Origin of the sequence: Streptomyces capillispiralis, assembly GCF_007829875.1 — a bacterium.
Lineage (GTDB): Bacteria > Actinomycetota > Actinomycetes > Streptomycetales > Streptomycetaceae > Streptomyces > Streptomyces capillispiralis.
The window spans coordinates 3,257,064-3,279,643 of the sequence record NZ_VIWV01000001.1; the positions used below are offsets into that span (position 1 = coordinate 3,257,064).

Annotated in this window: 22 protein-coding genes and 1 pseudogene; 5 read left to right on the forward strand and 18 right to left on the reverse strand. The window is 73.9% G+C overall.

The annotated features are described in order from the left end of the window. Positions 1–13 precede the first annotated feature (13 nt). The 5 genes and pseudogenes from FHX78_RS13485 to FHX78_RS13505 all read right to left on the reverse strand — a co-directional run bounded on the left by FHX78_RS13485 (position 14) and on the right by FHX78_RS13505 (position 5,447). On the reverse strand, positions 14–1,078 hold the full coding sequence (locus tag FHX78_RS13485; protein WP_145867701.1) for a hypothetical protein: 1,065 nt from the start codon (positions 1,076–1,078) through the stop codon (positions 14–16). A gap of 169 nt (positions 1,079–1,247) precedes the next feature. Further along, complete coding sequence (gene groL / locus FHX78_RS13490) at positions 1,248–2,876, reverse strand: chaperonin GroEL (RefSeq protein ID WP_145867702.1); 1,629 nt, start codon at positions 2,874–2,876, stop codon at positions 1,248–1,250. A gap of 146 nt (positions 2,877–3,022) precedes the next feature. Further along, positions 3,023–3,331 carry a co-chaperone GroES gene (gene groES, locus FHX78_RS13495; protein ID WP_006130737.1) on the reverse strand — a complete coding sequence of 103 codons (309 nt, stop codon included), beginning with the start codon at positions 3,329–3,331 and terminating at the stop codon, positions 3,023–3,025. A gap of 413 nt (positions 3,332–3,744) precedes the next feature. Further along, positions 3,745–4,482, reverse strand: a pseudogene (locus FHX78_RS13500) (polysaccharide deacetylase family protein); the annotation flags it as partial. A gap of 32 nt (positions 4,483–4,514) precedes the next feature. After that, positions 4,515–5,447 carry a polysaccharide deacetylase family protein gene (locus tag FHX78_RS13505; protein ID WP_145867704.1) on the reverse strand — a complete coding sequence of 311 codons (933 nt, stop codon included), beginning with the start codon at positions 5,445–5,447 and terminating at the stop codon, positions 4,515–4,517. 90 nt (positions 5,448–5,537) lie between these two features. Here FHX78_RS13505 and FHX78_RS13510 point away from each other — a divergent pair, with 90 nt between their 5' ends. After that, positions 5,538–6,722, forward strand: a complete 1,185-nt coding sequence (locus FHX78_RS13510) for a THUMP-like domain-containing protein (protein WP_167531757.1) — start codon at positions 5,538–5,540, stop codon at positions 6,720–6,722. Here the strand turns inward: FHX78_RS13510 and FHX78_RS13515 are convergent, their stop codons facing one another. The 4 genes from FHX78_RS13515 to FHX78_RS13530 all read right to left on the reverse strand — a co-directional run bounded on the left by FHX78_RS13515 (position 6,723) and on the right by FHX78_RS13530 (position 10,978). Then, complete coding sequence (locus tag FHX78_RS13515; RefSeq protein ID WP_145871928.1) at positions 6,723–7,934, reverse strand: RNA polymerase sigma factor; 1,212 nt, start codon at positions 7,932–7,934, stop codon at positions 6,723–6,725. It lies immediately after the preceding gene. 287 nt (positions 7,935–8,221) lie between these two features. Then, positions 8,222–8,578 (reverse strand): YciI family protein, encoded by a 357-nt coding sequence (locus tag FHX78_RS13520; RefSeq protein WP_145867706.1) that lies wholly within the window; start codon positions 8,576–8,578, stop codon positions 8,222–8,224. Between the two features lie 136 nt (positions 8,579–8,714). Beyond that, positions 8,715–9,830, reverse strand: a complete 1,116-nt coding sequence (locus tag FHX78_RS13525) for an LCP family protein (RefSeq protein ID WP_145867707.1) — start codon at positions 9,828–9,830, stop codon at positions 8,715–8,717. Between the two features lie 95 nt (positions 9,831–9,925). Beyond that, positions 9,926–10,978 (reverse strand): LacI family DNA-binding transcriptional regulator, encoded by a 1,053-nt coding sequence (locus FHX78_RS13530; RefSeq protein WP_145867708.1) that lies wholly within the window; start codon positions 10,976–10,978, stop codon positions 9,926–9,928. Positions 10,979–11,204: 226 nt separating this feature from the next. Between FHX78_RS13530 and FHX78_RS13535 the strand changes: the two genes are divergently transcribed. Further along, positions 11,205–11,738: a hypothetical protein gene (locus FHX78_RS13535; protein ID WP_145867709.1), complete on the forward strand. Its 534-nt coding sequence runs from the start codon at positions 11,205–11,207 to the stop codon at positions 11,736–11,738. Between the two features lie 22 nt (positions 11,739–11,760). On the opposite strand, the gene FHX78_RS13540 is transcribed toward FHX78_RS13535, so the two are convergent. Genes FHX78_RS13540 through tsaB form a run of 4 tightly spaced genes read right to left on the reverse strand, consistent with a single transcriptional unit; the run spans position 11,761 to position 14,330 of the window. Further along, on the reverse strand, positions 11,761–12,024 hold the full coding sequence (locus FHX78_RS13540; protein WP_145867710.1) for a hypothetical protein: 264 nt from the start codon (positions 12,022–12,024) through the stop codon (positions 11,761–11,763). After that, complete coding sequence (tsaD, locus tag FHX78_RS13545) at positions 12,021–13,118, reverse strand: tRNA (adenosine(37)-N6)-threonylcarbamoyltransferase complex transferase subunit TsaD (protein ID WP_145867711.1); 1,098 nt, start codon at positions 13,116–13,118, stop codon at positions 12,021–12,023. Before tsaD ends, FHX78_RS13540 begins: the two co-directional genes overlap by 4 nt. Then, positions 13,111–13,680, reverse strand: coding sequence for a ribosomal protein S18-alanine N-acetyltransferase (rimI, locus tag FHX78_RS13550; RefSeq protein WP_229923834.1), 570 nt, complete (start codon positions 13,678–13,680; stop codon positions 13,111–13,113). Before rimI ends, tsaD begins: the two co-directional genes overlap by 8 nt. Continuing rightward, positions 13,677–14,330, reverse strand: coding sequence for a tRNA (adenosine(37)-N6)-threonylcarbamoyltransferase complex dimerization subunit type 1 TsaB (gene tsaB / locus FHX78_RS13555; protein WP_145867712.1), 654 nt, complete (start codon positions 14,328–14,330; stop codon positions 13,677–13,679). The genes rimI and tsaB overlap by 4 nt, the downstream gene beginning before the upstream one ends. 129 nt (positions 14,331–14,459) lie before the next feature. Between tsaB and FHX78_RS13560 the strand changes: the two genes are divergently transcribed. Together FHX78_RS13560 and FHX78_RS13565 are read left to right on the forward strand one after the other, a co-directional pair. Then, complete coding sequence (locus FHX78_RS13560) at positions 14,460–15,008, forward strand: hypothetical protein (protein WP_145867713.1); 549 nt, start codon at positions 14,460–14,462, stop codon at positions 15,006–15,008. A 172-nt stretch (positions 15,009–15,180) separates the two neighbouring features. Further along, the gene (locus FHX78_RS13565; RefSeq protein WP_145867714.1) at positions 15,181–15,399 is read left to right on the forward strand and encodes a hypothetical protein; all 219 of its coding nucleotides are present in this window, start codon (positions 15,181–15,183) and stop codon (positions 15,397–15,399) included. Positions 15,400–15,502: 103 nt separating this feature from the next. Here FHX78_RS13565 and tsaE read toward each other — a convergent pair whose 3' ends face one another. From tsaE to FHX78_RS13585, 4 genes are all read right to left on the reverse strand, one after another. Beyond that, complete coding sequence (gene tsaE, locus FHX78_RS13570; RefSeq protein ID WP_145867715.1) at positions 15,503–16,027, reverse strand: tRNA (adenosine(37)-N6)-threonylcarbamoyltransferase complex ATPase subunit type 1 TsaE; 525 nt, start codon at positions 16,025–16,027, stop codon at positions 15,503–15,505. Continuing rightward, positions 15,996–17,255 (reverse strand): alpha/beta fold hydrolase, encoded by a 1,260-nt coding sequence (locus FHX78_RS13575; RefSeq protein WP_145867716.1) that lies wholly within the window; start codon positions 17,253–17,255, stop codon positions 15,996–15,998. The genes tsaE and FHX78_RS13575 overlap by 32 nt, the downstream gene beginning before the upstream one ends. Before the next feature lie 80 nt (positions 17,256–17,335). Further along, positions 17,336–18,517 (reverse strand): alanine racemase, encoded by a 1,182-nt coding sequence (gene alr, locus FHX78_RS13580; RefSeq protein WP_145867717.1) that lies wholly within the window; start codon positions 18,515–18,517, stop codon positions 17,336–17,338. A gap of 317 nt (positions 18,518–18,834) precedes the next feature. Beyond that, positions 18,835–20,274, reverse strand: coding sequence for an NAD(P)H-hydrate dehydratase (locus tag FHX78_RS13585; protein WP_145867718.1), 1,440 nt, complete (start codon positions 20,272–20,274; stop codon positions 18,835–18,837). Between the two features lie 149 nt (positions 20,275–20,423). Here FHX78_RS13585 and FHX78_RS13590 point away from each other — a divergent pair, with 149 nt between their 5' ends. Further along, positions 20,424–21,605, forward strand: a complete 1,182-nt coding sequence (locus FHX78_RS13590) for a hypothetical protein (protein ID WP_145867719.1) — start codon at positions 20,424–20,426, stop codon at positions 21,603–21,605. A 61-nt stretch (positions 21,606–21,666) separates the two neighbouring features. On the opposite strand, the gene FHX78_RS13595 is transcribed toward FHX78_RS13590, so the two are convergent. Continuing rightward, positions 21,667–22,503, reverse strand: a complete 837-nt coding sequence (locus FHX78_RS13595) for an RNA polymerase sigma factor SigF (protein WP_167531969.1) — start codon at positions 22,501–22,503, stop codon at positions 21,667–21,669. Between the last annotated feature and the right edge of the window lie 77 nt (positions 22,504–22,580).

Below are 22,580 nucleotides of genomic sequence, written 5' to 3' on the forward strand. Positions count from 1 at the left end.
GGCGGCTGGAGTCCTAGTCGCCTCCGCCGCCTCCGCCGCCTCCCCCGTCACCGCCGCCGTCTCCCCCGCTCCCGCCGCCGTCCCCGCCGTCGCCGCCGTCGCTGCCCCAGCCGTCGCCGCCGCCGGATTCGTTGTCGTCGCGGCCGGTGCCGAGGTTGCTGAACCAGGGGAGGTCCCACACCGCGTCGCCCTCCTCCCGGCGCGAGCGGCGCACGGAGCGGAACCTGGCCAGGCCCGTCGTGTCCCCGAGGCCGAAGGACACGGCGACCGCGTGGGCCATGACCGCGTCCAGGGGGTCGGGGCTCTCGTGGTGGACGTCGCACAGCGGCAGGAGCACGGTGCCGGGTGCGGGGACGGATCCGCGTGCCGGGCGGGCCAGCACCGCGACGCCCCGCCCGTCGCGCAGCAGCCGTGAGCTGACCGAGGTCTCGCGCCGCAGCGTCCAGTGCCGGTCGGGCAGGTGGATCTCGACGCTGCGCTTGGACTTGCGGAACCGCTTGCGCAGGTCGAGGCGGGCCGGGACGTCACCGACGGTCATGACCAGGCCGCCGTCCGGGGCCTCGGTCTCGCCGAGGAAGCCGTTCGGGGCCCTGAGCCGTACGACGGGTGCGTGCGGGCCCCAGACGTCGACGCGTACCAGGCGCCGGTCCACGGCGACGGCCACCGGTCCCGCGGGACCCTGGGCGTGGCGCCGGGCGATCCACAGCGGTACGCCCTCCGCCCGCGCCCGCGCGGCGAGAGCGGCCACCTGCTCGGGTCCGCCGCAGCAACGGACCGCCAGCTCGCCCAGCGCGTGGGCGAACTCGGCGGCCCGGCGCACCTTCAGGGGCGTGGTGGTGCCGGTGACGCGGGTGACCGGGACGGCGCCGGGGCCCTGCGGCAGCGCGTGCAGGGGGCGTTCGCTGCCGCCTCCGCCGAGCCAGCGGCCCCGCAGGAACGCTTCGGCCATGGCGCCGAGGTTCAGCTCGGCCAGCGGTGTCGTCCTGCCGCCTCTGCGCAGCCGGTCCCCGGTGAGTTCCACGGTCCGCGCCAAGGGGTTCCGGGAGTGTTCCCCGTAGAGCACCTGGCTCGTCGTCATCCCCACCTCCGACTGGCTTCGCTCGCTCCGACGTCCTCTGTGGGTAGGTCGCCGTGGCCGGGTCCGCCGGTTCCGTGATCCGGGGCCGTGTTCCGGCACGCCGAAGGCCCGGCACCCCCTTTTGTGCCTTTCGGGGGGCCGGGCCTTCGGGCCGCTGGAAGCGGGTCGCTCAGTGGGCGTGGCCGTGGCCGTGGCCCGCGGCCGCGGCCGGCTCCTCCTCTTCCTTCTTCTCGACGACCAGGGTCTCGGTCGTCAGGAGGAGGGAGGCGATGGAGGCGGCGTTCTCCAGGGCGGAGCGGGTCACCTTGACCGGGTCGATGACGCCGGCCTTGACCAGGTCGCCGTACTCGCCGGTGGCGGCGTTGAAGCCCTGGCCCTTGTCGAGCTCGGCGACCTTGGAGGTGATGACGTAACCCTCCAGGCCGGCGTTCTCGGCGATCCAGCGCAGCGGCTCGACGACCGCGCGGCGGACCACGGCGACACCGGTGGCCTCGTCGCCGGTCTTGCCGAGGCCGCCCTCGAGCACCTTGGCGGCGTGGACCAGCGCGGAGCCACCACCGGAGACGATGCCCTCCTCGACCGCGGCGCGGGTCGCGGAGATGGCGTCCTCCAGACGGTGCTTCTTCTCCTTCAGCTCCACCTCGGTGGCGGCGCCGACCTTGATCACGCACACGCCGCCGGCCAGCTTCGCGAGGCGCTCCTGGAGCTTCTCGCGGTCCCAGTCGGAGTCGGTGGTCTCGATCTCGGCCTTGATCTGGCCGACGCGACCCTCGACGTCCTCCTTCTTGCCGCCGCCGTCGACGATCGTGGTGTCGTCCTTGGTGACGGTGACGCGGCGGGCGGAGCCCAGCACGTCCAGGCCGACCTGGTCGAGCTTGAGGCCGACCTCCTCGGAGACGACCGTGGCGCCGGTGAGGACGGCCATGTCCTGCAGCATCGCCTTGCGGCGGTCGCCGAAGCCGGGGGCCTTCACCGCGACGGCGTTGAAGGTGCCGCGGATCTTGTTGACGACCAGGGTCGACAGGGCCTCGCCCTCGACGTCCTCGGCGATGATCAGCAGCGGCTTGGAGGAGTTGGCCTGGATGACCTTCTCCAGCAGCGGCAGCAGGTCGGCGATCGCGGAGATCTTGCCCTGCGTGATCAGGATGTACGGGTCGTCGAGGACGGCCTCCATGCGCTCCTGGTCCGTCACGAAGTACGGCGACAGGTAGCCCTTGTCGAAGGCCATGCCCTCGGTGAAGTCCAGCTCCAGGCCGAAGGTGTTGGACTCCTCGACGGTGATGACACCGTCCTTGCCGACCTTGTCCATCGCCTCGGCGATGAGCTCGCCGACCTGCTGGTCCTGGGCGGACAGCGCGGCGACGGCGGCGATGTCGGACTTCTCGTCGATCGGGCGGGCCGAGGCGAGCAGGTCCTCGGAGACCGCGGCGACGGCGGCGTCGATGCCCTTCTTCAGGGCGGCCGGGGAGGCACCGGCGGCGACGTTCTTCAGGCCCTCGCGGACCAGCGCCTGGGCCAGGACGGTGGCGGTGGTGGTGCCGTCACCCGCGATGTCGTTGGTCTTGGTCGCCACCTCCTTCACCAGCTGGGCACCGAGGTTCTCGTACGGGTCCTCGATCTCGACCTCGCGGGCGATCGTGACACCGTCGTTGGTGATGGTGGGAGCGCCGAACTTCTTGTCGATGACGACGTTGCGGCCCTTGGGGCCGATCGTCACCTTGACCGTGTCGGCAAGCTTGTTGACGCCGCGCTCGAGGGCGCGACGGGCGTCCTCGTCGAACTTCAGGATCTTCGCCATGGCAGCGGGAGCCCTCTTTCGAGATCTGGGTGAAATCACTGCGCCCCGGGCGCCCGGCTCCTTGTCGGATGCTGGGGCCAGGGGCGCAGTTCGAGCGGAAGCGCGCCGAAGGTTCGGGCGCTTCGTGTGCTTCGCTTCTGGGTGACTTACTTCTCGACGATCGCGAGCACGTCGCGGGCCGAGAGGACGAGGTACTCCTCGCCGTTGTACTTCACCTCGGTGCCGCCGTACTTGCTGTACAGAACGACGTCGCCGACCTTCACGTCGAGTTCGACGCGCTTGCCGTCCTCGAAGCGGCCCGGACCGATGGCCAGGACGACGCCCTCCTGGGGCTTCTCCTTGGCGGTGTCCGGAATGACCAGGCCCGAAGCCGTGGTCTGCTCGGCGTCGAGCGGCTGGACCACGATGCGGTCCTCGAGCGGCTTGATGGCAACCTTGGAGCTGGCGGTCGTCACGATCCGACCTCCCCCTTCGGAGATCTCACGGGGTTAACTGTCTGAGGTGGCGACCAGGTGGATCCGTCGTCGCGGGTGCCGGACCTGCCCGTCGCGTGTGTTGGCACTCTCCAGGGGGGAGTGCCAGACCTGAGACTATGACCGGGATTAGCACTCGGTCAAGCGGAGTGCCAATTGCCTGCGGCGCGTCGTGGGGGTGGGGGGCTTTTCGGCACGGGGTTGTGCGGCCGGCGGTGGTGCGGTGACCGTCACCGGGGGCTGCCGCCCCCGGGCCCCCGATCCGGCCCTGAACGGGCCTCGTCCTCAATCGCCGGACGGGCTGAGAGTGAGCGGTGCTCGCCGGGAACCGTCGGCGGGCTGAGGGGTGAGCGGTGCTCGCCGGGAGTCGTTGGGGGCGGGGTGGTTCGTCCTGTGTAGTCCTCCAGGCGGCCCACCTCCAGACCTCGCTCCTCCAGCTCCCCCAGCACCCGTGTCGTCCGTTCCGCCAACGACAGGGCCGGCGCCTCGCCCGACGGTACGGAGACGATGTCGCCGGGGGTCAGGTGGTGGGGGCCGCGGGTGTAGGTGAGGTGGCCGTCGGGCTCCAGGGTCACCCTCCACAGCACCACCGCCGCGATGCCGCAGTCGGCGGCGGCGCGCAGGGTCGTGGTGTCGTACGCGCCGTAGGGCGGGCGGAAGAGCTGGGGGCGGATGCCGAAGCGGGACTTCAGCTTGCGCTGCTGGCCGCAGATCTCGGCGCGCTGGCCGGCGTAGGGCAGGCCGCGCAGGGCGGGATGGTCGAGGGTGTGGTTCTGCAGCGTGGCGCCGACCGAGCGCAGCCGGGCGAAGTGGGCGTAGCCGGGACCCACCACGCTGTCCGTGAGGAACATGGTGACGGGGAGGCGGCGTTCGCGGACCAGGTCGATGAAGCGGGGGTCGCGTTCGGCGCCGTCGTCGTAGGTGAGGAAGACGACCCTGTCGTCGGTCGGGACGTGGTCGACGACCGGCGGGAGGGCGCCGGTCCGCGGCGCCGGTCCGGCCCCGGGCGGCCGGCTCGCCTCGCTCCCCGCTCCGGCCGGCGCCGTACCGCACCCGGCGAGCGCGGTCAGCGAGGCCAGTGCGGCCAGCGCGGTGGCGGTCGCCAGGACGCGCGCCCTCCCCGGGTTCGCCAGGACGCGCGCCCTCCCCGGGGACGCGGCGCGCCTCACAGGTAGTCCTCCAGCCGCCCCACCGCGTAGCCCTCGGCCGTGACCTTGTTCAGGAAGCGGCGGACCATGTCCGGCATCGTGCCCTTCCAGTCCTCGCGCCCCCGGAAGTGGCTGAGGACGATGTCGCCGGGGTGCAGCGAGCGGTCCCACTCGCGGTACTCCCAGTGGTCGGCGAAGACCTCCGCGTTCCACAGCGGGACGTGCGTGATGCCGCAGGCCTTGGCGGCGCGCAGGGTGGCCTTGTCGTAGTTGCCGTAGGGCGGGCGGAAGAGGGCGGGGCGCTCGCCGTAGCGCTCCTCGATGACCTTCTGCATGCCGCAGATCTCGCGCTTCTGGCGGGCGTGGGAGAGGGCCGGCAGGTAGGGGTGGCGGAGGGTGTGGTTGTGCAGGCCGACGCCCGCGTCCCGCATCCTCTCGAAGTAGCCGTAGTCCTCCTTGGCGAGGTAGTCGCTGAGGAAGACGGTGTACGGGATCCTCAGCTCGTTCGTCATCCGCAGGAACGCCGGGTCCTTCTCGGCGCCGTCGTCGATGGTGAGGAAGACGACCCTGTCCTTCGTGGGGACGGTGGTGAAGACCGGGGGGAGGTCCAGCCGCCGGTGGCCGTCGACCTCGAAGCCGTCGCGGGTGGTGATCGCCGGCTTCTTCGCCGGGGGCGGCGGGGCGGTCAGGGGCACTCGTTGCAGCCCCCAGCGCCGCGCGGCGGCGGTTCGCGCGGCGTGCGCGGCGCGCAGTTTGGTGGCGTAGGCGTCGAGCGCTCGGGCGGGGGGCGCTTCGAGGGGCTGCTGGCCGCCCGCCGGTTCCACCTCGGTGCCGCCCCGGCCGCAGCCCGGCGCGAGGGCGGCGAGAGCGAGTACCACGAGGCCGGTCCTCAGGCCGCCCGGCGACCACCCCTTGCCCCGCGATTTGTCATTTTGTCCTACTGCTCTCATGGGGCCGGATCCTCGCAGTCCGCCGCCGGGATCCCGGCCCGACACTGCGGCCGGAGGCGTACGGTCCACCGACTGGCCCACAATGAGCCGGTGAACGACCTCGCCCCGCTCCTCACCCCCGAAGGCCGCGCCCTCCTCGACGAGGTGCGCGACACCGACCCGGCGCACGAACTCGCCGTCGCGACCCGGCTGCGCCGTGAGCATCCCGCCGCGCTGGTGTCGGCGGCGCTCGGCCAGGCCCGGCTGCGGCAGCGGGCGGTGGCGAAGTTCGGGGCGGAGGACGCCCGGCGGATGTTCTTCACGCCCAACGGGGTGGAGCAGTCGACCCGGGCGAGCGTGGCGGCGTACCGGGCACGGCGGTTCGCGGACCTCGGCGTGACGTCCGTGGCCGACCTGTGCTGCGGGATCGGCGGGGACGCGATCGCGTTGGCCCGCGCCGGGATCCGGGTCCTGGCGGTGGACCGCGACCCGCTCACCGCCGCGGCGGCCCGGGCCAACGCCGAGGCGCTCGGGCTCGCGGAGCTGATCGAGGTGCGGGAGGCGGACGTCACCGAGGTGGACACCGCCGGGTACGACGCCGTCTTCGTCGACCCGGCCCGGCGCGGCGGCCGGGGCCGGATCTTCGACCCCGAGGCGTACTCGCCCCCGCTGTCCTGGGCGGTCGGGGCGGCCCGCGCCGCCTCCCGCGCCGCCGCGCTGAAGGTCGCGCCGGGCATCCCGCACGAGGCCGTCCCCGACGACGCGCGGGCCGAGTGGATCTCGGACGGCGGGGACGTGAAGGAGGCCGTGCTGTGGTTCGGCGCGGACGGCGGGACCGGGGCGGCGGCGGTCCGGGCGACCCTCCTGCCCGGCCCGCGCACCCTCGTCTCCCGCGGCCTGCCCGACCCCGCGGTCCGTCCGCCCGGCCGGTACCTGTACGAACCCGACGGCGCCGTCATCCGGGCGCACCTGGTCGCCGAGGTGGCCGACCAGCTCGACGGCGGGCTCGTCGACGCGACGATCGCCTACGTCACCGCGGACGCCCACCGCCCCACGCCCTACGCCACCGCCTACGAGCTCACCGACCACCTCCCGTTCAACGTCAAGAAGCTGAAGGCGCTGCTGCGCGAGCGCGGGGTCGGCACCCTGACCGTCAAGAAGCGCGGCTCGGCGGTCGAACCCGAGGAACTGCGCCGCAAGGTGCTGCCCAAGCCGCACGGCTCGGCGTCGGTCACGGTGTTCCTGACCCGCGTCGACGGCGCCCCGGCCATGCTGCTGGGGCACCCGGCGCACTGATCAGGCGCCGGCCTCCGCCGCCCGGCGCAGCAGCAGCTCCCGCTCGCGCGCGTTCCGCGCCAGCGACGCCGCCCGGGCGAACTCCGCCCGCGCCTCCCCCGTACGGCCGAGGCGGGCCAGCAGGTCGCCGCGGACGCTCGGCAGCAGGTGGTAGTCCCGCAGCGCCGATACGTCCGTCAGGGCGTCGACGAGGGGCAGCGCGGCGGCGGGGCCCTCGGCCATGGAGACGGCGACCGCGCGGTTGAGTTCGACGACCGGGGAGGGGGCCCGGGCGGCGAGGAGCGCGTACAGGGTGGCGATGCGGGGCCAGTCGGTCTCCTCGTAGCGGTGGGCGTGCGCGTGGCAGGCGGCGATGGCCGCCTGGAGGGCGTACGGGCCCGGGGCGCCGGCGGCGGTGGCCTCGGCGCGGGTGAGGGCTGCGACGCCGCGCGCCATGAGCAGGCGGTTCCAGCGGGCGCGGTGCTGGTCCTTCAGCAGCACCGGCTCGCCGTTCGGACCGGTGCGGGCGGCGGCGCGGGAGGCCTGGAACTCCAGCAGCGCGGTCAGTCCGTGCACCTCGGGCTCCTTGGGCAGCAGCCCGGACAGCACCCGGGCCAGCCGCAGCGCGTCCTCGCACAGCGCCGGGCGCAGCCAGTCGTCGCCGGCCGTGGCGGCGTACCCCTCGTTGAAGATCAGGTAGATCACGTCGAGGACCGAGCCGAGGCGGGCCTCGCGGTCGGGGCCGTACGGCACCTCGAAGGCGACGTTCCGCGTCGCCAGGGTGCGCTTCGCGCGCACGATGCGCTGGGCCACCGTCGGTTCCGGGACGAGGAAGGCGCGGGCGATCTCGGCCGTGGTCAGGCCGCCGAGCAGCCGCAGGGTGAGGGCGGTGCGGGCCTCGGCGGACAGGACCGGGTGGCAGGCGGTGAAGACGAGCCGGAGCAGGTCGTCGTCGATGTCGTCCGGGTCCGCGGGCTCGTCCGGCGCAGCCGTCACGGCCGGCCGCTCCCGCCCGATCTCGGCCAGCTTGCGGGCGTAGTTCTCCCGGCGGCGGACCAGGTCGACGGCACGGTTGCGGGCGGTGGCCATGAGCCAGGCGCCCGGATTGTCGGGCACCCCGTCCCTCGGCCACTGTTCCAGCGCGGCGACCAGCGCGTCCTGCGCGAGCTCCTCGGCGATGCCGACGTCCCGGACGACGCGGGTGACGCCGGCGATCACCCGGGGGGACTCCATGCGGAAGACGGTCTCGACGGTCCGTACCGCTGCGACGGTCTGTGCGGACTCCACGGCTTGCGCGGACTCCACGGTCTGTGCGGACTCCACGGTCTGTGCGGACTCGGCTTCCTGTGCCGGCTCGGCGGGCGGTGTCCCGTCCACGGCCTGCGCCGGCTCGGCGGGCCGTGGGTTTCCGTTTCGGTCCGTGGCGTGGGGGCCGGCGGTGGGCTGCGGTGTCACAGCCCACCATCAGACACCCGTACGGCGGCTGAGCCAAGGAAGGCCCTCGCGGGGGCCCGGTCCGCTCAGGCCTCCTCGACCTGGCGCACCTCGCAGGTCACCGTCCAGTGCGGCTCGTGCACCTTCAGGAACCGCTTGGTCCACTCGATCGCCTCGGCCTTGTCCTTGGCCTGTACGAGCGCGTAACCGCCGATGACCTCCTTGGTCTCGGTGAACGGCCCGTCGGTCACGGACAACCGGCCGCCCTCGTAGTGCACCCGGGTGCCCTGGGCGGTCGGGGTCAGTCCGGCGGTGTCCAGCAGGACCCCGGCCTTCGTCATCTCCTCGATCAGCTCGCCCATGCGCTGCATCAGCTCGGGGCTCGGCCCTTCGGCGGGGGCGTTGTTCTCGTCGATCCGGATCAGGGAGAGAAAGCGCGGCATGGTCACTCCTCGGGTCGTGCGGACCGGGTCCTTCCCGGCCTCTCACCCCTGCGTCGAACGGGAGACACCGGGATCGACACCCGGACCGGAAGTTTTTTCCGCACCGCCTCCCGCCGGGCGCTCCCGCCCGCCGGCCTCACTTCAGGGAGGCCCACAGCTCGCCCGCGTCCGGCTCGTCCGCCACCACCCGGTTGGGGTCCCAGGGAGCGGGCAGCACCGGCATGGTCAGGGTCGTGACGGCTCCGGACGACAGCCCCCGCAGGCTCTGCCCGAGGTCCATCAGCTCACCGAGCGAGTCCAGGCCGGTGTCGGTCGTCAGGCTGTCGGTGACGGCGTCGGCGACCTCGTACAGCTCGGTGGGGCTGGTCAGCAGGTCCTGGTCCGCGATCTGCTCCAGCAGCGCCTTCACCAACTGGTGCTGGAGCTCTATGCGGCCGAGGTCGCTGCCGTCGCCGATGTCGTACCGGGTGCGGGCCAGGGCGAGGGCGTCCGTGCCGTCGAGGTGGTGGGTCCCGGCCTCCAGCGTGAGGTGGCTGCGGTCGTCGTCGATGTCCTCGTCCGTGGTGACGGTGACCCCGCCGAGCGCGTCGACCAGGCGGGCGAAGCCGGCGAAGTCGATCTCGATGTAGTGGTCCATGCGGACGTCCGTGAGCGACTCGACGGTCTTCACCGCGCACACCGGCCCGCCCACCTCGTACGCGCTGTTGAACATCGCCCCGGACACCGGCCGTGTCGAGCCCCCGTCGGGCAGCGGGCAGGCGGGCCGGTCGACAAGGGTGTCGCGCGGGATGCTGACCACCGTCGCGGCGGTCCGGCCGGCGTCGAGACGGACGACCATCGCCGTGTCGGAGCGGGCGCCGCCGCTGTCGCCACCGCCGAGCGCCTGGTTCTCCGCGCCGCTGCGCGAGTCCGAGCCGAGCACCAGGATGTTCAGGGCCCCGGCCGGCAGCGGCGGGGCGGTGGCGGACGCGTCCGGGGACGGGACGGCCGCGGCCCTGGCGGGCCGGTCGTCGCCCAGGGCGCTGTTGATGTCGACGCTCGTGATGTTGTCGTTGAGCTGCCAGTACGCCCAGCCGGCCGCACCGGCGCCCAGCACCAGCAGGCCCGCCAGCGTGAGCCCGGTGAGCTTCAGCGCCCGCGCCCGCCGGCCCGGCCGTATGCCCCCGCCCTCGGCCTCTTCCCCGGCTTCCCCGGCTTCCCCGTCGTCCCCGGCCCCGCCGCTCCCCTGGTGTCCCGTCACGGACAGGAACATAAGTCCGAATTATGACGAGCGGCGACTACCGGACAGTTTTCTTGGGAAATTCTAAGACTTCCGGCCGGCCGAAACTTTCGGACCGGTACGCCGGTTCACGCCCCCGCCGGTGCCGCCGTACTGCTGCGCACCACCAGGCTCGTCGCCAGTTCGACCCGGGTCGCCGCCTGGGAGTCCTCGTCCTTGCCGAGGTCGAGGACGAGTTTGGCCGCCGCCTCCGCCATCTCCGTCAGCGGCTGCCGTACGGTCGTCAGCGGCGGCCCCACCCAGCGGGCCACCGGCAGGTCGTCGAAGCCGACGACGCTCAGGTCCTCCGGGATCCGCAGCCCCAGTTCGCGGGCGGCCTCGTACAGTCCGAGCGCCTGGAGGTCGTTGCCGGCGAAGACGGCGGTGGGGCGGTCCTCGCGGCGCAGCAGGGCGAGGCCCTGCCGGTAGCCGGCCTCGTGGTGGAAGTCGCCGGTCATGATCAGCCCGGGGTCGACCGGCAGGCCCGCGGTCTCCAGGGCGGCCCGGTAGCCGTCGACGCGGGCGCGGCTGCACATCATCCGGGTGGGACCGCTGATCGCTCCGATCCGCGTGTGCCCCAGCTCGACCAGGTGCCGGGTCGCGGCCAGCCCGCCCTGCCAGTTGGTCGCGCCGATGGACGGCACGTCGGTGCCCGGGTCGCCGGCCGGGTCCATCACCACGAACGGGATGGAGCGGCTGGTCAGCAGGGCCCGCCCGGACTCGTCCAGGCCGGACAGGACGAGGATCACGCCGTGCGGCCGGCGTGCGGCGACCTGGTCGGCCCAGGTGCGTCCGGGGGTGAGCCGTCCGGCGCTCTCGGAGAGCACGACGCTCAGTCCTGCGTCCCGCGCGACGTTCTCCACGCCCCGGATGACCTCCATCGCCCAGGCGCTCTCCAGCTCGTGGAAGACCAGGTCGATCAGGGGCGAGCGGGCGGCCTCCGCGCGGCGGCGCCGGTAACCGTGGGAGCGCAGCAGCCCCTCGACCCGGCTGCGGGTGGCGGGAGCGACGTCGGCACGGCCGTTCAGCACCTTCGAAACAGTCGGTGCGGAGACGCCGGCCTCACGGGCGATCTCGGCAAGCGTAGCGGTCTGCGCGGTCCGCCCTGCCGTCGGGGTCTTTGCGGTTTCGGCGGGAGTCATGCCCGCGATCGTATCCCCGCACTCCCGCCGGAGGGACCCCCCTGCCCACCCCGGCATCGTCACAACATTCGACCGACGGACCGAAACCTTCGCCCGTGCGGCTCCTGCCCACCAACCCCCCGGCGTTCACCGACCGTTCAGTCCGGCGGGTTGGCCGGGCCGGAAACGTCGGAACTACCGTGGGCCGGAGGGGGTGGCCCCCTGGGGCGCGGTGACGGGGGACGCGATGGACAGACTGCTGCACCACGAACTGCGGGCCGTGTTCGCGGCGCTCGCCGTGGCCGCCGTCTGCGGTGTGGGGCGGGGCCTGGTCCACGGATTCTCGGTGCCGTCCGACGCGGGGGACCTGACGACGTTGTTCGTCACCCTGTGCATGGCCTCCGCGCTGTGGACCCTCCTCGGCGCGACCCGGCTCAAGTGGGTGAGCGAGGTACGGGACTTCGAGCGTGCGGTTCCCGTCGAGGACATCGGCGTGGTGCCGCCCGCCGGCCGCTCGCTGCGCGGCGACTGGTTCCGCCCCGGGTTCTTCGCCGGGTACCTCGCGTTCACCCTGCCCCTCGCCCTGCTCTGGGAGGCGGCGGTGTTCCTCGCACCGCTGTGGTCGGCCCTGAACTGGCTGGGCAAGGCCGCGCTGATCAGCCACTGGGAGCACCGGCACGGGCTGCTGCTGTGGCGGGGCCACGTCGGGGGCGAGCCGTGGAGGCTCTCGGTCAGCCGCCGGGCACCGGCTCCCGCCGACACCGGCGAACCGCCCGCCTGAACGCTCCCCCCTGAGCGTGGAGTCAGCGCCCCCCGAGCGACTCGAACCGCCACCGGTGCACCGCGCGGCTGACCAACTCGGCGTCCGGCTCCGGCAGTTCCGGCAGGTCGGCGTCGTAGGGGGCGGCCCACCAGGTGATGACCAGGACCCTGTCCTGCGGGGCGCGGAAGGTCTCGCGGCGCAGGGGGCTCACGGGCAGCTCCCGGACCCGTTCCTCGGTCCAGGCCAGCAGTTCGGCGCCCCGGCCGGGGACCGCACGGGCCTCCCACATCAGCGCGACCGTCATGAGTACAGGTTCTCCCCGGCACTCTCGTGCACGTGGTCGTGGGTGTGGGCGGTGCCCGGCACGTGCGGGTCGGTCACCGGGAGCGAGGAGTCCGCCGACAGGTCCCAGTCGGAGGCCGGGCGGTTCCGGGCGACCATCTCCGCGCCGAGCGCGGCCACCATCGCACCGTTGTCCGTGCACAGCTTGGGGCGCGGCACCCGCAGCCGGATGCCGGCCGCCTCGCAGCGCTCCTGGGCCAGCGCCCGCAGCCGGGAGTTGGCGGCCACACCACCGCCGATCATCAGGTGGTCGACGCCCTCGTCCTTGCACGCCCGCACGGCCTTGCGGGTGAGCACGTCGACGACCGCCTCCTGGAAGGAGGCCGCCACGTCCCGCACCGGCACCTCCTCGCCCGCCGCCCGCTTCGCCTCGATCCACCGGGCCACGGCCGTCTTCAGCCCGGAGAAGGAGAAGTCGTACGCCGGGTCGCGCGGGCCGGTCAGCCCGCGCGGGAAGGCGATCGCGCCGGGGTCGCCCTCGCGCGCGTACCGGTCGATCACCGGGCCGCCGGGGAAGCCCAGGTTCAGCACGCGGGCGATCTTGTCGAAGGCCTCGCCCGCCGCGTCGTCGATGGTGGCGCCCATGGGCCGCACGTCGGAGGTGATGTCGCTGGACAGCAGCAGCGAGGAGTGCCCGCCGGACACCAGCAGCGCCATCGTCGGCTCGGGCAGCGCGCCGTGCTCCAGCTGGTCGACGCAGATGTGCGAGGCGAGGTGGTTGACCCCGTAGAGCGGCTTGCCGAGGGCGTAGGCGTACGCCTTCGCCGCCGACACGCCGACCAGCAGCGCGCCGGCGAGTCCGGGACCGGCGGTGACGGCGATGCCGTCCAGGTCCCGGGCGCTCACCCCCGCCTCCTTCAGCGCGCGGTCGATCGTCGGCACCATCGCCTCCAGGTGCGCCCGGGAGGCGACCTCGGGGACGACGCCGCCGAAGCGGGCGTGCTCGTCGACGCTGGAGGCGACGGCGTCCGCCAGCAGGGTGGTGCCGCGGACGATGCCGACGCCGGTCTCGTCGCAGGAGGTCTCGATCCCCAGTACCAGGGGTTCGTCAGCCATGGATCTCGGTTCCTTGTACGCCGTTCCCCTGCCCGGTGACGGGATGCGCGGGGTTCACAGTGGTGGACGGATCGGTCAGTCGCATCACCAGCGCGTCCACGTTGCCCGGCTGGTAGTAGCCGCGCCGGACGCCGATGATCTCGAAGCCGAAGCGCTCGTAGAGCTTCTGGGCGCGGACGTTGTCCACCCGGCACTCCAGCATCACTTCGGCGCATTCGAAGGTGGTCGCCGCCCGCAGCAGCTCGGTCAGCAGCCGGGTGCCGAGGCCGGTGCCCCAGTGGTCCCGGGTGACGGCGATGGTCTGGACGTCGGCGACCGGGCCGCCGTCGCCCTCGGCGTCCACGCCGGCGGCGGCCAGGCCCGCGTAGCCGACGATGCGGTCATCCTCCTCGGCGACGACGTAGCGGCGGGTCGCGCCGGGACCGCGCGAGTGGGCCAGCTCGGACCAGAACATCCCCCGCGACCAGGCGTCCTCGGGGAACAGGTCCCGCTCCAGCTCCAGTACGGAGTCGATGTCCCACCAGCGCATCTCGCGCAGCACGGCAGTGTCGGTTCCCGTCACTTGGGGGTGACCACCTTGTAGTTCTTGGGGACCTGGGCGTCGGGCCGGCGCAGGTACAGCGGCCGGGGCGCGGGCAGTTCCTCGCCGGCCGCCAGCCGCTCCGCGGCCAGCCGGGCCAGGGCGGCGGCGGACACGTGCTCCGGTTCGTGCGCCCGGGGGAAGGTGTCCGGGTACAGCAGCGCGCCGGCGCCGACCGCGGGCAGTCCTTCCACCTGGTCCGTGATGTCGGCGGGCCGGTCCACGGCGGGCTCGGTGAGGCGGGTGCGGGAGTCGGCGTAGCGCGCCCAGTAGACCTCCTTGCGGCGGGCGTCGGTCGCCACCACGAAGGGGCCCCGTAGGTCGGCCCCGTAGGCGAGGCCGTCCAGCGTGCACACACCGTGCACGGGGACGCCGAGCGCGAGCCCGAAGGTGTCCGCGGTCATCAGGCCGACGCGCAGCCCGGTGTAGGGGCCGGGACCGGTGCCGACCACGATGCCGGTGACGGCGTCCAGCTTCCGGCCTGCCTCGGTGAGCACCCGGTCGATCGCCGGGAGCAGCAGCTCGCCGTGCCGGCGGGCGTCCACCTGGCTCGACGAGGCGATGACGTCGTCGCCGTCGTGCAGGGCGACGGTGACGGCGGGGGTGGCGGTATCCAGAGCGAGCAAGAGCACGCAAACAGCCTACGGCTCCCGCGCCCCGGCCACGGCCGCACCGGCCGGGCGGTCACGTACTGCTACGGTCACGACGGCGTACGTACACAACAGGGCATATCCGTCCGGTACGGGACAGAGGTGACGGCGATGGCAGGCACCAGCGCGGCGATGGTGGCGGGGCTGACGACGGCGGCCCTCGTGACGGTCGGCTTCCTCGGCCACCGGGCGGCCGAGCAGGTCCCGGCCGAACTGCGCCGTCCGGAGGCCGGCGCGGCACCGGCCGTCCGCGAGGCGCCCCGCGACGGGAACCGCCCCACCGCCCTGCCCGCCCGGTCGGGCCGGGGCACCCGGGTCGTGTACTCCCTGGACGACGACCGGGTGTGGCTGGTGGAGGCCGACGGCACGGTGCGGCGCACCTTCGGGGTCAGCCCCAGCACGGTGGACCCGGCCCCGGGCACCTACCGGGTCACGTCCCGCTCGGGGTCGGTCACGGGGTCGGACGGTGTCCCGGTCGAGCACGTGGTGCGCTTCGCCTCCGTCGACGGCACGGTGATCGGGTTCAGCGCGGCGGTCGACGGATCGGCGCCGGAACTCGACCCCGGGGAGCGGACGGGCGGCATCCGGGAGACCCGCGCGGACGGCGCGGCGATGTGGAGGTTCGCGACGATCGGCCGGAAGGTCGTCGTCATCCGGTGACCGCCGGCGGGCCCGGGACCCCGCACGCGGCGGGAACGCGAGGCGGGGCCCGTACGTTCCGACAAGACGTCGGCAAAAGGTTGCGTTCGCCCTCGCGGGCGTGGTCACATGGTATCCAGTTCGTAGTTAGGTCTACCTAACTACACCCGCCCCCGCCCTCCAGGAGGCGTCTATGCCGGCCACCCCGAGCGCCCGCCGGACCGCGGCGCAGCAGCCGCAGCCGCTTTCCGGGGTGCCGATGCGCGACCTGCTGGCCTCCTGCGCCGCGGCCGCCGCGGTCTCCACCCCGCCCCGCGCCCCCGAGCCCCGCCCCGCCGGGCCCGCGCAGGACCACCACGAGGCCGTGCGGGACCACGGGACCGCGGAGGACCACCACCGCGAGGCGGCGTAGGCCCGGACCGCACCGACCGCACCGACCGCCCCGACCGGCGAGACCGCTCGAAGCCGCTCGGGCCCGCCCCTGAGACCGGGCGGAGCCGCCCCCGCGCAGCCGCTCAGGCCGACAGCACGGTCAGGTCGGTCCCCGTCCAGCGCTCGCCCAGCCCGGTCACGGTCAGGTGGCGCACCTCGTCCGTGGTGTCGCCGACCGCCCGGTGGATGACGAGGTGGAGGCGGTCGTCGGTCAGCTCCTCGACCTTGCCCTCGCCCCACTCCACGACGATCACCGACTCCGGCAGCGAGACGTCGAGATCGAGGTCCTCCATCTCGTCCAGCCCGCCGGACAGGCGGTACGCGTCGACGTGGACCAGCGGCGGACCGTCCCCCAGGGACGGGTGCACCCGGGCGATCACGAACGTCGGGGAGGTGACCGCGCCCCGGACGCCCAGCCCCTCGCCGAGCCCCCGGGTCAGCGTCGTCTTGCCCGCGCCCAGCTCACCCGAGAGCAGGACCAGGTCCCCCGCACGCAGCAGCTTGGCGAGCCTGCGCCCCAGTTCGCGCATCTGCTCGGGGGACGTGACGGTCAGCTCGACGGTGCTGGCGGACGGTTCAGCCGGGTTGTGCGGTGCTGCTGCTTCCATAGCCATCCACGGTAGCCCCTGCCGGCACCGCGCCCGCGCGGGTGAGCAGGTCGGCGAGGCGGTCGGTGACCACCTCCGGGTGCTCCAGCATCACCAGGTGCCCGGCGTCGGGGACCAGCACCAGCTCCGCCTCCGGCAGCAGGTCGGCGACGGCCTCGCTGTGCTCGCTCGGGGTGACCAGGTCCTGCACCCCGGCCAGCACCAGCACCGGCAGGCCGGCGAAGTGGGCGAGCGCCTCGGTCTTGTCGTGGTCGCTGAACGCCGGGTAGTACTCGGCGACCACGTCGATCGGCGTGCCCTCGATCATCCGCTCGGCGAACCGGGCGACGGCCGGGTCCACGTCCCGCGACGCGAACGAGTACCGCTTGATGACCCCGGCGAACAGGTCAGCGGTGGCCCGGCGCCCCCTCTCCACCAGCTCGGCCCGCTGCCCGAGCGCCTTCAGCACCCCGGGCAGCACCCGCCGCACCGCGTTGACGCCGGCCACCGGCAGTCCGAAGTTGACCTCGCCGAGGCGCCCCGACGACGTCCCGACCAGGGCGACCCCGACGACCCGTTCGCGGATCAGCTCCGGGAACTGGTCGGCGAGGGCCATCACCGTCATCCCGCCCATGGAGTGGCCGACCAGCACGATCGGCCCCTCGGGCGCCGCCGCGTCGACGACGGCCTTCAGGTCGCGGCCCAGCTGCTCGATGGTGACCGGTTCGCCCCGCTCCACCTGCGCCGCGCCCCGCGCCGAACGTCCGTGGCTGCGCTGGTCCCAGTACACGGTCCGCACCACGCCCCGCAGCGCGGCCCGCTGGAAGTGCCAGGAGTCCTGGCTGAGGCAGTAACCGTGGCTGAAGACGACGGTGACGGGGGCGGGGGAACGGCGGCCGAACAGCCTGCGGCGCCGCGCGGGGGTCGCGGCCGGATCGGGGTCGACGTCGTCGACCTCGTAGTACAGCTCGGTGCCGTCATCGGCGTACGCCTTGCCGGGTGTGCCGCGCAGGGCGCCGTACGGGCCCGCGGAGTCGAGGGCGAGCCGGGCCTTCCTGCGCATGCCCCGGCCGACCGTCATCCGCTCTATCGCGACGCCCGCGGCGGCTCCGGTGGCGAGCACGCCTATCGCGAGGCCCGCGACGCCGGTGGCGCGGCGCCAGCCGCCGGGCGCGCCGGGCGCTCCGGCGGCGGAGGCGACGGCCGCCGTGGCGGCGGCCGTGACGGCCTCCGCGCTGCTCTCGCTCACGTACCGCTCCTCTTCACCGGACCGCTCGTCGGGTCCGTGTCCGCTCGGGTCTTCCCCAGGGGGGCTTTCTCCACCGGGTGTTACCCGTCCTGTCCCTCGTTCACGTAGACGCGCGGCACGCGTGTTCCGATCCGGGTCACGATCTCGTACGCGATGGTTCCGGCCGCCTGCGCCCAGTCCTCGGCGGTGGGCTCGCCCCGGTCGCCGGGTCCGAAGAGGACCGCCTCGGCACCCGGCCCCGGCTCGTCGCCGCCCAGGTCGACGACGAACTGGTCCATCGCGATCCGCCCGGCGACCGTGCGCCACTTGCCCTCGACCAGCACCGGGCCGGTGGAGGAGGCGTGGCGCGGGATGCCATCCGCGTACCCGAGCGGGACCAGGCCCAGCGTGGTGGCGCCCGGGGTGACGTAGTGGTGGCCGTAGCTGACGCCGTGGCCGCCCGGGACGTGCTTCACCAGGGCCAGCGCGGCGGACAGGGTCATCACCGGGCGCAGTCCGAGGTCGGCGGGGGTGCCGATCTCGGGACTGGGTGAGACGCCGTACATCGCGATGCCGGGGCGGACGAGGTCGAAGTGGCTCTCGGGGAGCGTGAGGGTGGCGGGCGAGTTGGCGATGTGCCGCACCTCGGGGTCGATCCCCTGCCGCTCCGCGTACGCCGCCATCTCCCGGAAGCGGGTCAGCTGGGCGGCGACGGAAGGGTGGCCTGGCTCGTCGGCGCAGGCGAAGTGGGACCAGAGTCCGGTGACCCGCAGCAGGCCCTCGGCCTCGGCGCGCAGCGCCCCCGCGACCAGCTCCGCCCAGTCGTCGCCGGGCTGGCAGCCGCCGCGCCCGAGCCCGGTGTCGGCCTTGAGCTGCACCCGCGCGGGCCGGCCGGCGAGCCGGGCGGCCTCGGTGACCTCGCGCAACGCCCACATGCCGCTCAGGGACACGTCGAGGTCGGCCTCGACCGCCTCCCGCCAGGGCCCGCCCGGTGTCCACAGCCAGCACATGATCCGTACGCCGGCCGGTACCCCGGCGCCGGGCGCGCGCAGCGCGAGCGCCTCCTGCGGGGTGGCGGTGCCCAGCCAGGTCGCGCCGGCCTCGACGGCGGCCCGGGCACACGCGACGGCGCCGTGCCCGTAGCCGTCGGCCTTGACGACGGCCATGAGGGCGGCGCCGGGTGCCCGCTCGCGCAGGGCCCGCACATTGGCCCGCACGGCGGCCAGGTCGATCTCGGCACGGGCCCGCAGCTCCGCGCCCCCCGGGGCAACTGTCTCGTTCATCCCGCCCAGTGTCTCAGAGCGGCATTCCGCTGCCGCTCGGCCGGGGCGGGGCATGCGGCCCGCCGCTTCCGGGGGCGCCGCCGCGCCCACCCTCCCCATCGCCCCGGCGCCGCGACTGCCCGCGGTGAACGACGGCGCGACCGCCCGCGGCAGCGCTGATGCGCCGCGCACGGCGCGGAGGGGACGGGGCGGGGGTGTCCGCCCGCAGCGGCCGGCGCGTCCGCACCCCGAGCCCTCTCAACCGACCGATTCCGCGCCGGACCGAGGACGGACCCCCCCGCCCGTGGGCGCCGCAGGCACCGGCACCGCACCCGGCCTCACGCCGACCCCCGCACCACACTCCGCCAGGCCCCCGCAACCCCCTCCGCCACATCGTGCGCCCCCATCGGCGCCCCGTCCGCCGCGAACCGCCCCGCCAGCCCGTGCAGATACGCCCCCGCACTCGCCGCGTCCACGGCCGACAGCCCCGCCGCCAGCAACGACCCCGCCAGCCCCGACAGCACATCCCCGCTCCCCGCCGTGGCCAGCCACGACGTCCCCGTGGGGTTCACCCGCACCGCCCCACCGCCCGAGGACGCGACCAGCGTCGTCGACCCCTTCAGCAGCACCGTCGCCCCGTACCTCCCCGCCAGCTCCCGCACCGCGGCCAGCCGCCCGCCCTCGACCTCCTCCCGCGCGACGCCGAGCAGCGCGGCCGCCTCCCCGGCGTGCGGGGTCATCAGGGTCGGCGCACGCCGTCCCCGTACCGCCGACGCCTCCGCCAGCCGCAGCCCGTCCGCGTCGACCAGCACCGGTACGTCCGCCGCCAGCACCTCAGCGACCGTCGCCGCGTCGTCCCCGGCCCCCGGTCCGACCACCCACGCCTGCACCCGCCCCGCGTGCTTCGGCCCCCGGTCCGACACCAGCGTCTCGGGGTAGCGGGCGATGACGGCCTGCCCGGCGGGCCCGACGTACCGCACCGCCCCGGCGCCGCCCCGCAGCGCCCCCGCCACCGCCAGCACCGCCGCCCCGGGATAGCGCGCGGACCCGGCCGCGATGCCGACGACGCCCCGCCGGTACTTGTCGCTCTCCGCGGCCGGCACCGGCAGCAGCCGGGCCACGTCCGCGTGCTGCAGCGCCTCCAGTTCCGGCCCGTCCGGCAGTTCGAGACCGATGTCGACCAGCCGCACCGACCCCGCGTACTCCCGCGCCGGATCGATCAGCAGTCCGGGCTTGTGCGTGCCGAAGGTGACGGTGAGATCGGCCCGGACCGCCGCCCCCCGCACCTCCCCGGTGTCGGCGTCGACCCCGCTCGGCAGATCGACGGCGACCACCGCGGCCCGCGCCCGCGCCGCGGCGTCGGCCAGCGGTACCGCCTCCGGCCGCAGCCCGCCCTTGCCGCCGATCCCGACGATGCCGTCCACGACGAGGTCGGCCCGCCCGATCAGCTCCTCGGCCCCGTCCGTCCCCACGGTCCGCCCGCCCGCCCGGCGCAGCGCCGCGAGCCCTCCGGCGTGGGCGCGCTCCGGCGCGAGCAGCACCGCGCTCACACCGGCGCCCCGCCGGGCCAGCCGCGCGCCGGCGTACAGGGCGTCGCCGCCGTTGTCCCCGCTGCCGACCAGCAGGACGATCCTGCTGCCGTACACCCGCCCCAGCACGTCCGCGCAGGCCGCGGCGAGTCCGGCGGCGGCGCGCTGCATCAGCGTCCCCTCCGGCAGCCGTGCCATCAGTTCCCGTTCCGCCGCCCTGACCGTCTCCACGCTGTACGCAGTACGCATGCGTCCGAGTGTCCCGCACCCGCCGCTCCCACTCCCGCACCGGCGAAGCCCGTCCGCTTGACGCGCTGCCACGCCCTTGCCACACTCTCGGCCCCCCACAGGATGAATCGATTCAGTCGAATCGGTTCGACAACAGGAGCAGAGGACCCATGGGACGCAGAGCCGCACTTCTCGCAGCAGCCGGCGCCACCGCACTCCTCACCGCCGTCGGCACCATGACGGCCCCGGCCACCGCCGCCCCCTCCCCCACGACCACCACCGAGGCTCCCGCCCGGGCCGCCGCCTGCGGCGACGGCTCCTACCAGGCCGAGGCCGTGCTGAACGGCAGCACCTGGACCGCACGGCGCGGCAGCGGCACGGTCTACACGGGCACCGACATGCGCGCGGCCGTACAGGCGGCGATCGGCAGCCTGACGTCCGGCCGCACCAGCAAGGAACGGGTCGTGGTCCGCGGCTCGGGCTCCATCTCCGCCGGTTCCCGCATCTCCCTGCCGAGCTACACGGCCCTCGACGTCTGCGGCACCATCAACGTCACCGGCAGCGGCTCGGGCGACCAGGCCCCGGTCTACTCCCGCGGCACCCGCGACATCGAGGTGCAGCACCTCAACGTCACCGGCGCCCCGCTGTACGGCATCTTCCTGCGCAACGTGCAGAACGTGGTTCTCGGCCAGATCGACATGCGCCTCTCGCGCGGCCTCGGCGTCCGCATCGACAACCGCGGCGACACCAGCCAGTGGACGCGCAACGTGCGCATCGACAACGTGTACGTCTCCGGCGCGTCCAGCCACGCCGTGGAGACCTACGGCGTCGACGGCCTCACCGTCGGCACGGTGACGGCCCGCAACGTCGGCGAGTCGGGCCTGCTGCTGAACCAGACGATCAACGCCACCGTCTCCAGGGTGGACGCGGAGAACGCGGGCACCGGCACCGGGTACGCCGCCTTCCGCATGGCCAACCGCAACGGCCGTATCGGCAGCTCCTACTCCACCAACATCCGGGTCGGCGAGGTCGTCGCGCGCGGCGGCGGACGAGGCGTGTTCTGCGTGTCGGAGAGCGGTGGGGCGACCATCGACAGGATCACGCTGTCGAACACGGGCAACAACGCGATCCTCATCGAGAACTGCTACAACGTGAACCTCGCCGCCCAGAGCGGCACGGTCACCGGCGGCGGCGAGATCCGCCTGGCGGCCCGCTCGGAGTTCCCCAACAACAAGGACATCACCGTCCAGAACCTCACGGTGACGGACTCCTCGATCCGGGAGAGCCCCTGCGGAGAGAACACCACGTTCCGCAACAACCGGCTGGTGAACAGCAGCCAGTCGATCTGCTGACGGAAAGGCGCGGGGTGCGGCGGCCCCCTGGCCACCGCACCCCGTACGTCCGTCGTCCGTCTCAGTTCGTGGTGAGCATCCCCGCCCGCAGCCGCTTCAGGGTGCGGGACAGCAGCCGCGACACGTGCATCTGGGAGCAGCCCAGCCGCTCGCCGATCTCCGCCTGCGTCAGCTCCTCGACGAACCGCCAGTGCACGATCTTGCGCTCGCGCTCGTCGAGGTCGGCGATCATCGGCGCCAACGCGTGGAAGTCCTCGACCAGTTCGAGCGCGGCGTCCTCGGTCCCGATGAAGTCCGCGAGCACGCTCTCGCCGTCCGGCTCGCTGCCGATGGCGGCGTCCAGCGAGGCGGAGTTGTAGCCGTTGGAGGCGATCCGCGCCTCGTTGACCTCCTGCTCGGTCAGGCTCATCAACTGCGCCAGCTCGGCGGTCGTGGGCGTACGGCCCAGCCGGCTGCGCAGTTCCTCGGTGGCGCGGGCGAGCTGCACCCGGGCCTCCTGGAGCCGGCGCGGGACGTGCACGGACCAGGAGGTGTCCCGGAAGAACCGCTTGATCTCGCCGACGATGTAGGGGATCGCGAAGGAGGTGAACTCCACCTCGCGGGACAGCTCGAACCGGTCGATGGCCTTGATCAGACCGATCATGCCGACCTGGACGATGTCCTCCATCTCCTCCGGCCCGCGGCTGCGGAACCGGCCGGCCGCGTAGCGGACCAGGGACATGTTCATCTCGATCAGCGTGTTGCGCGCGTACTGGTACTCGTGCGTGCCCTCCTCCAGCTCCGTCAGGCGCCGGAAGAACTGCTTGGACAACTCGCGGGCGTCCTGCGGCGCGACCTGGCCGGGCTCGGCGACCTCCGGCAGCTCGGTCACACCCTGAGCTCGGTCGGTCCGTGCCATCGTCGACGTCACTGTTCGCCCTCCCTGTTCGATCGGCCCGGCTACGGGCACCGGTTCCACGCGTCTACCCCGGTCCA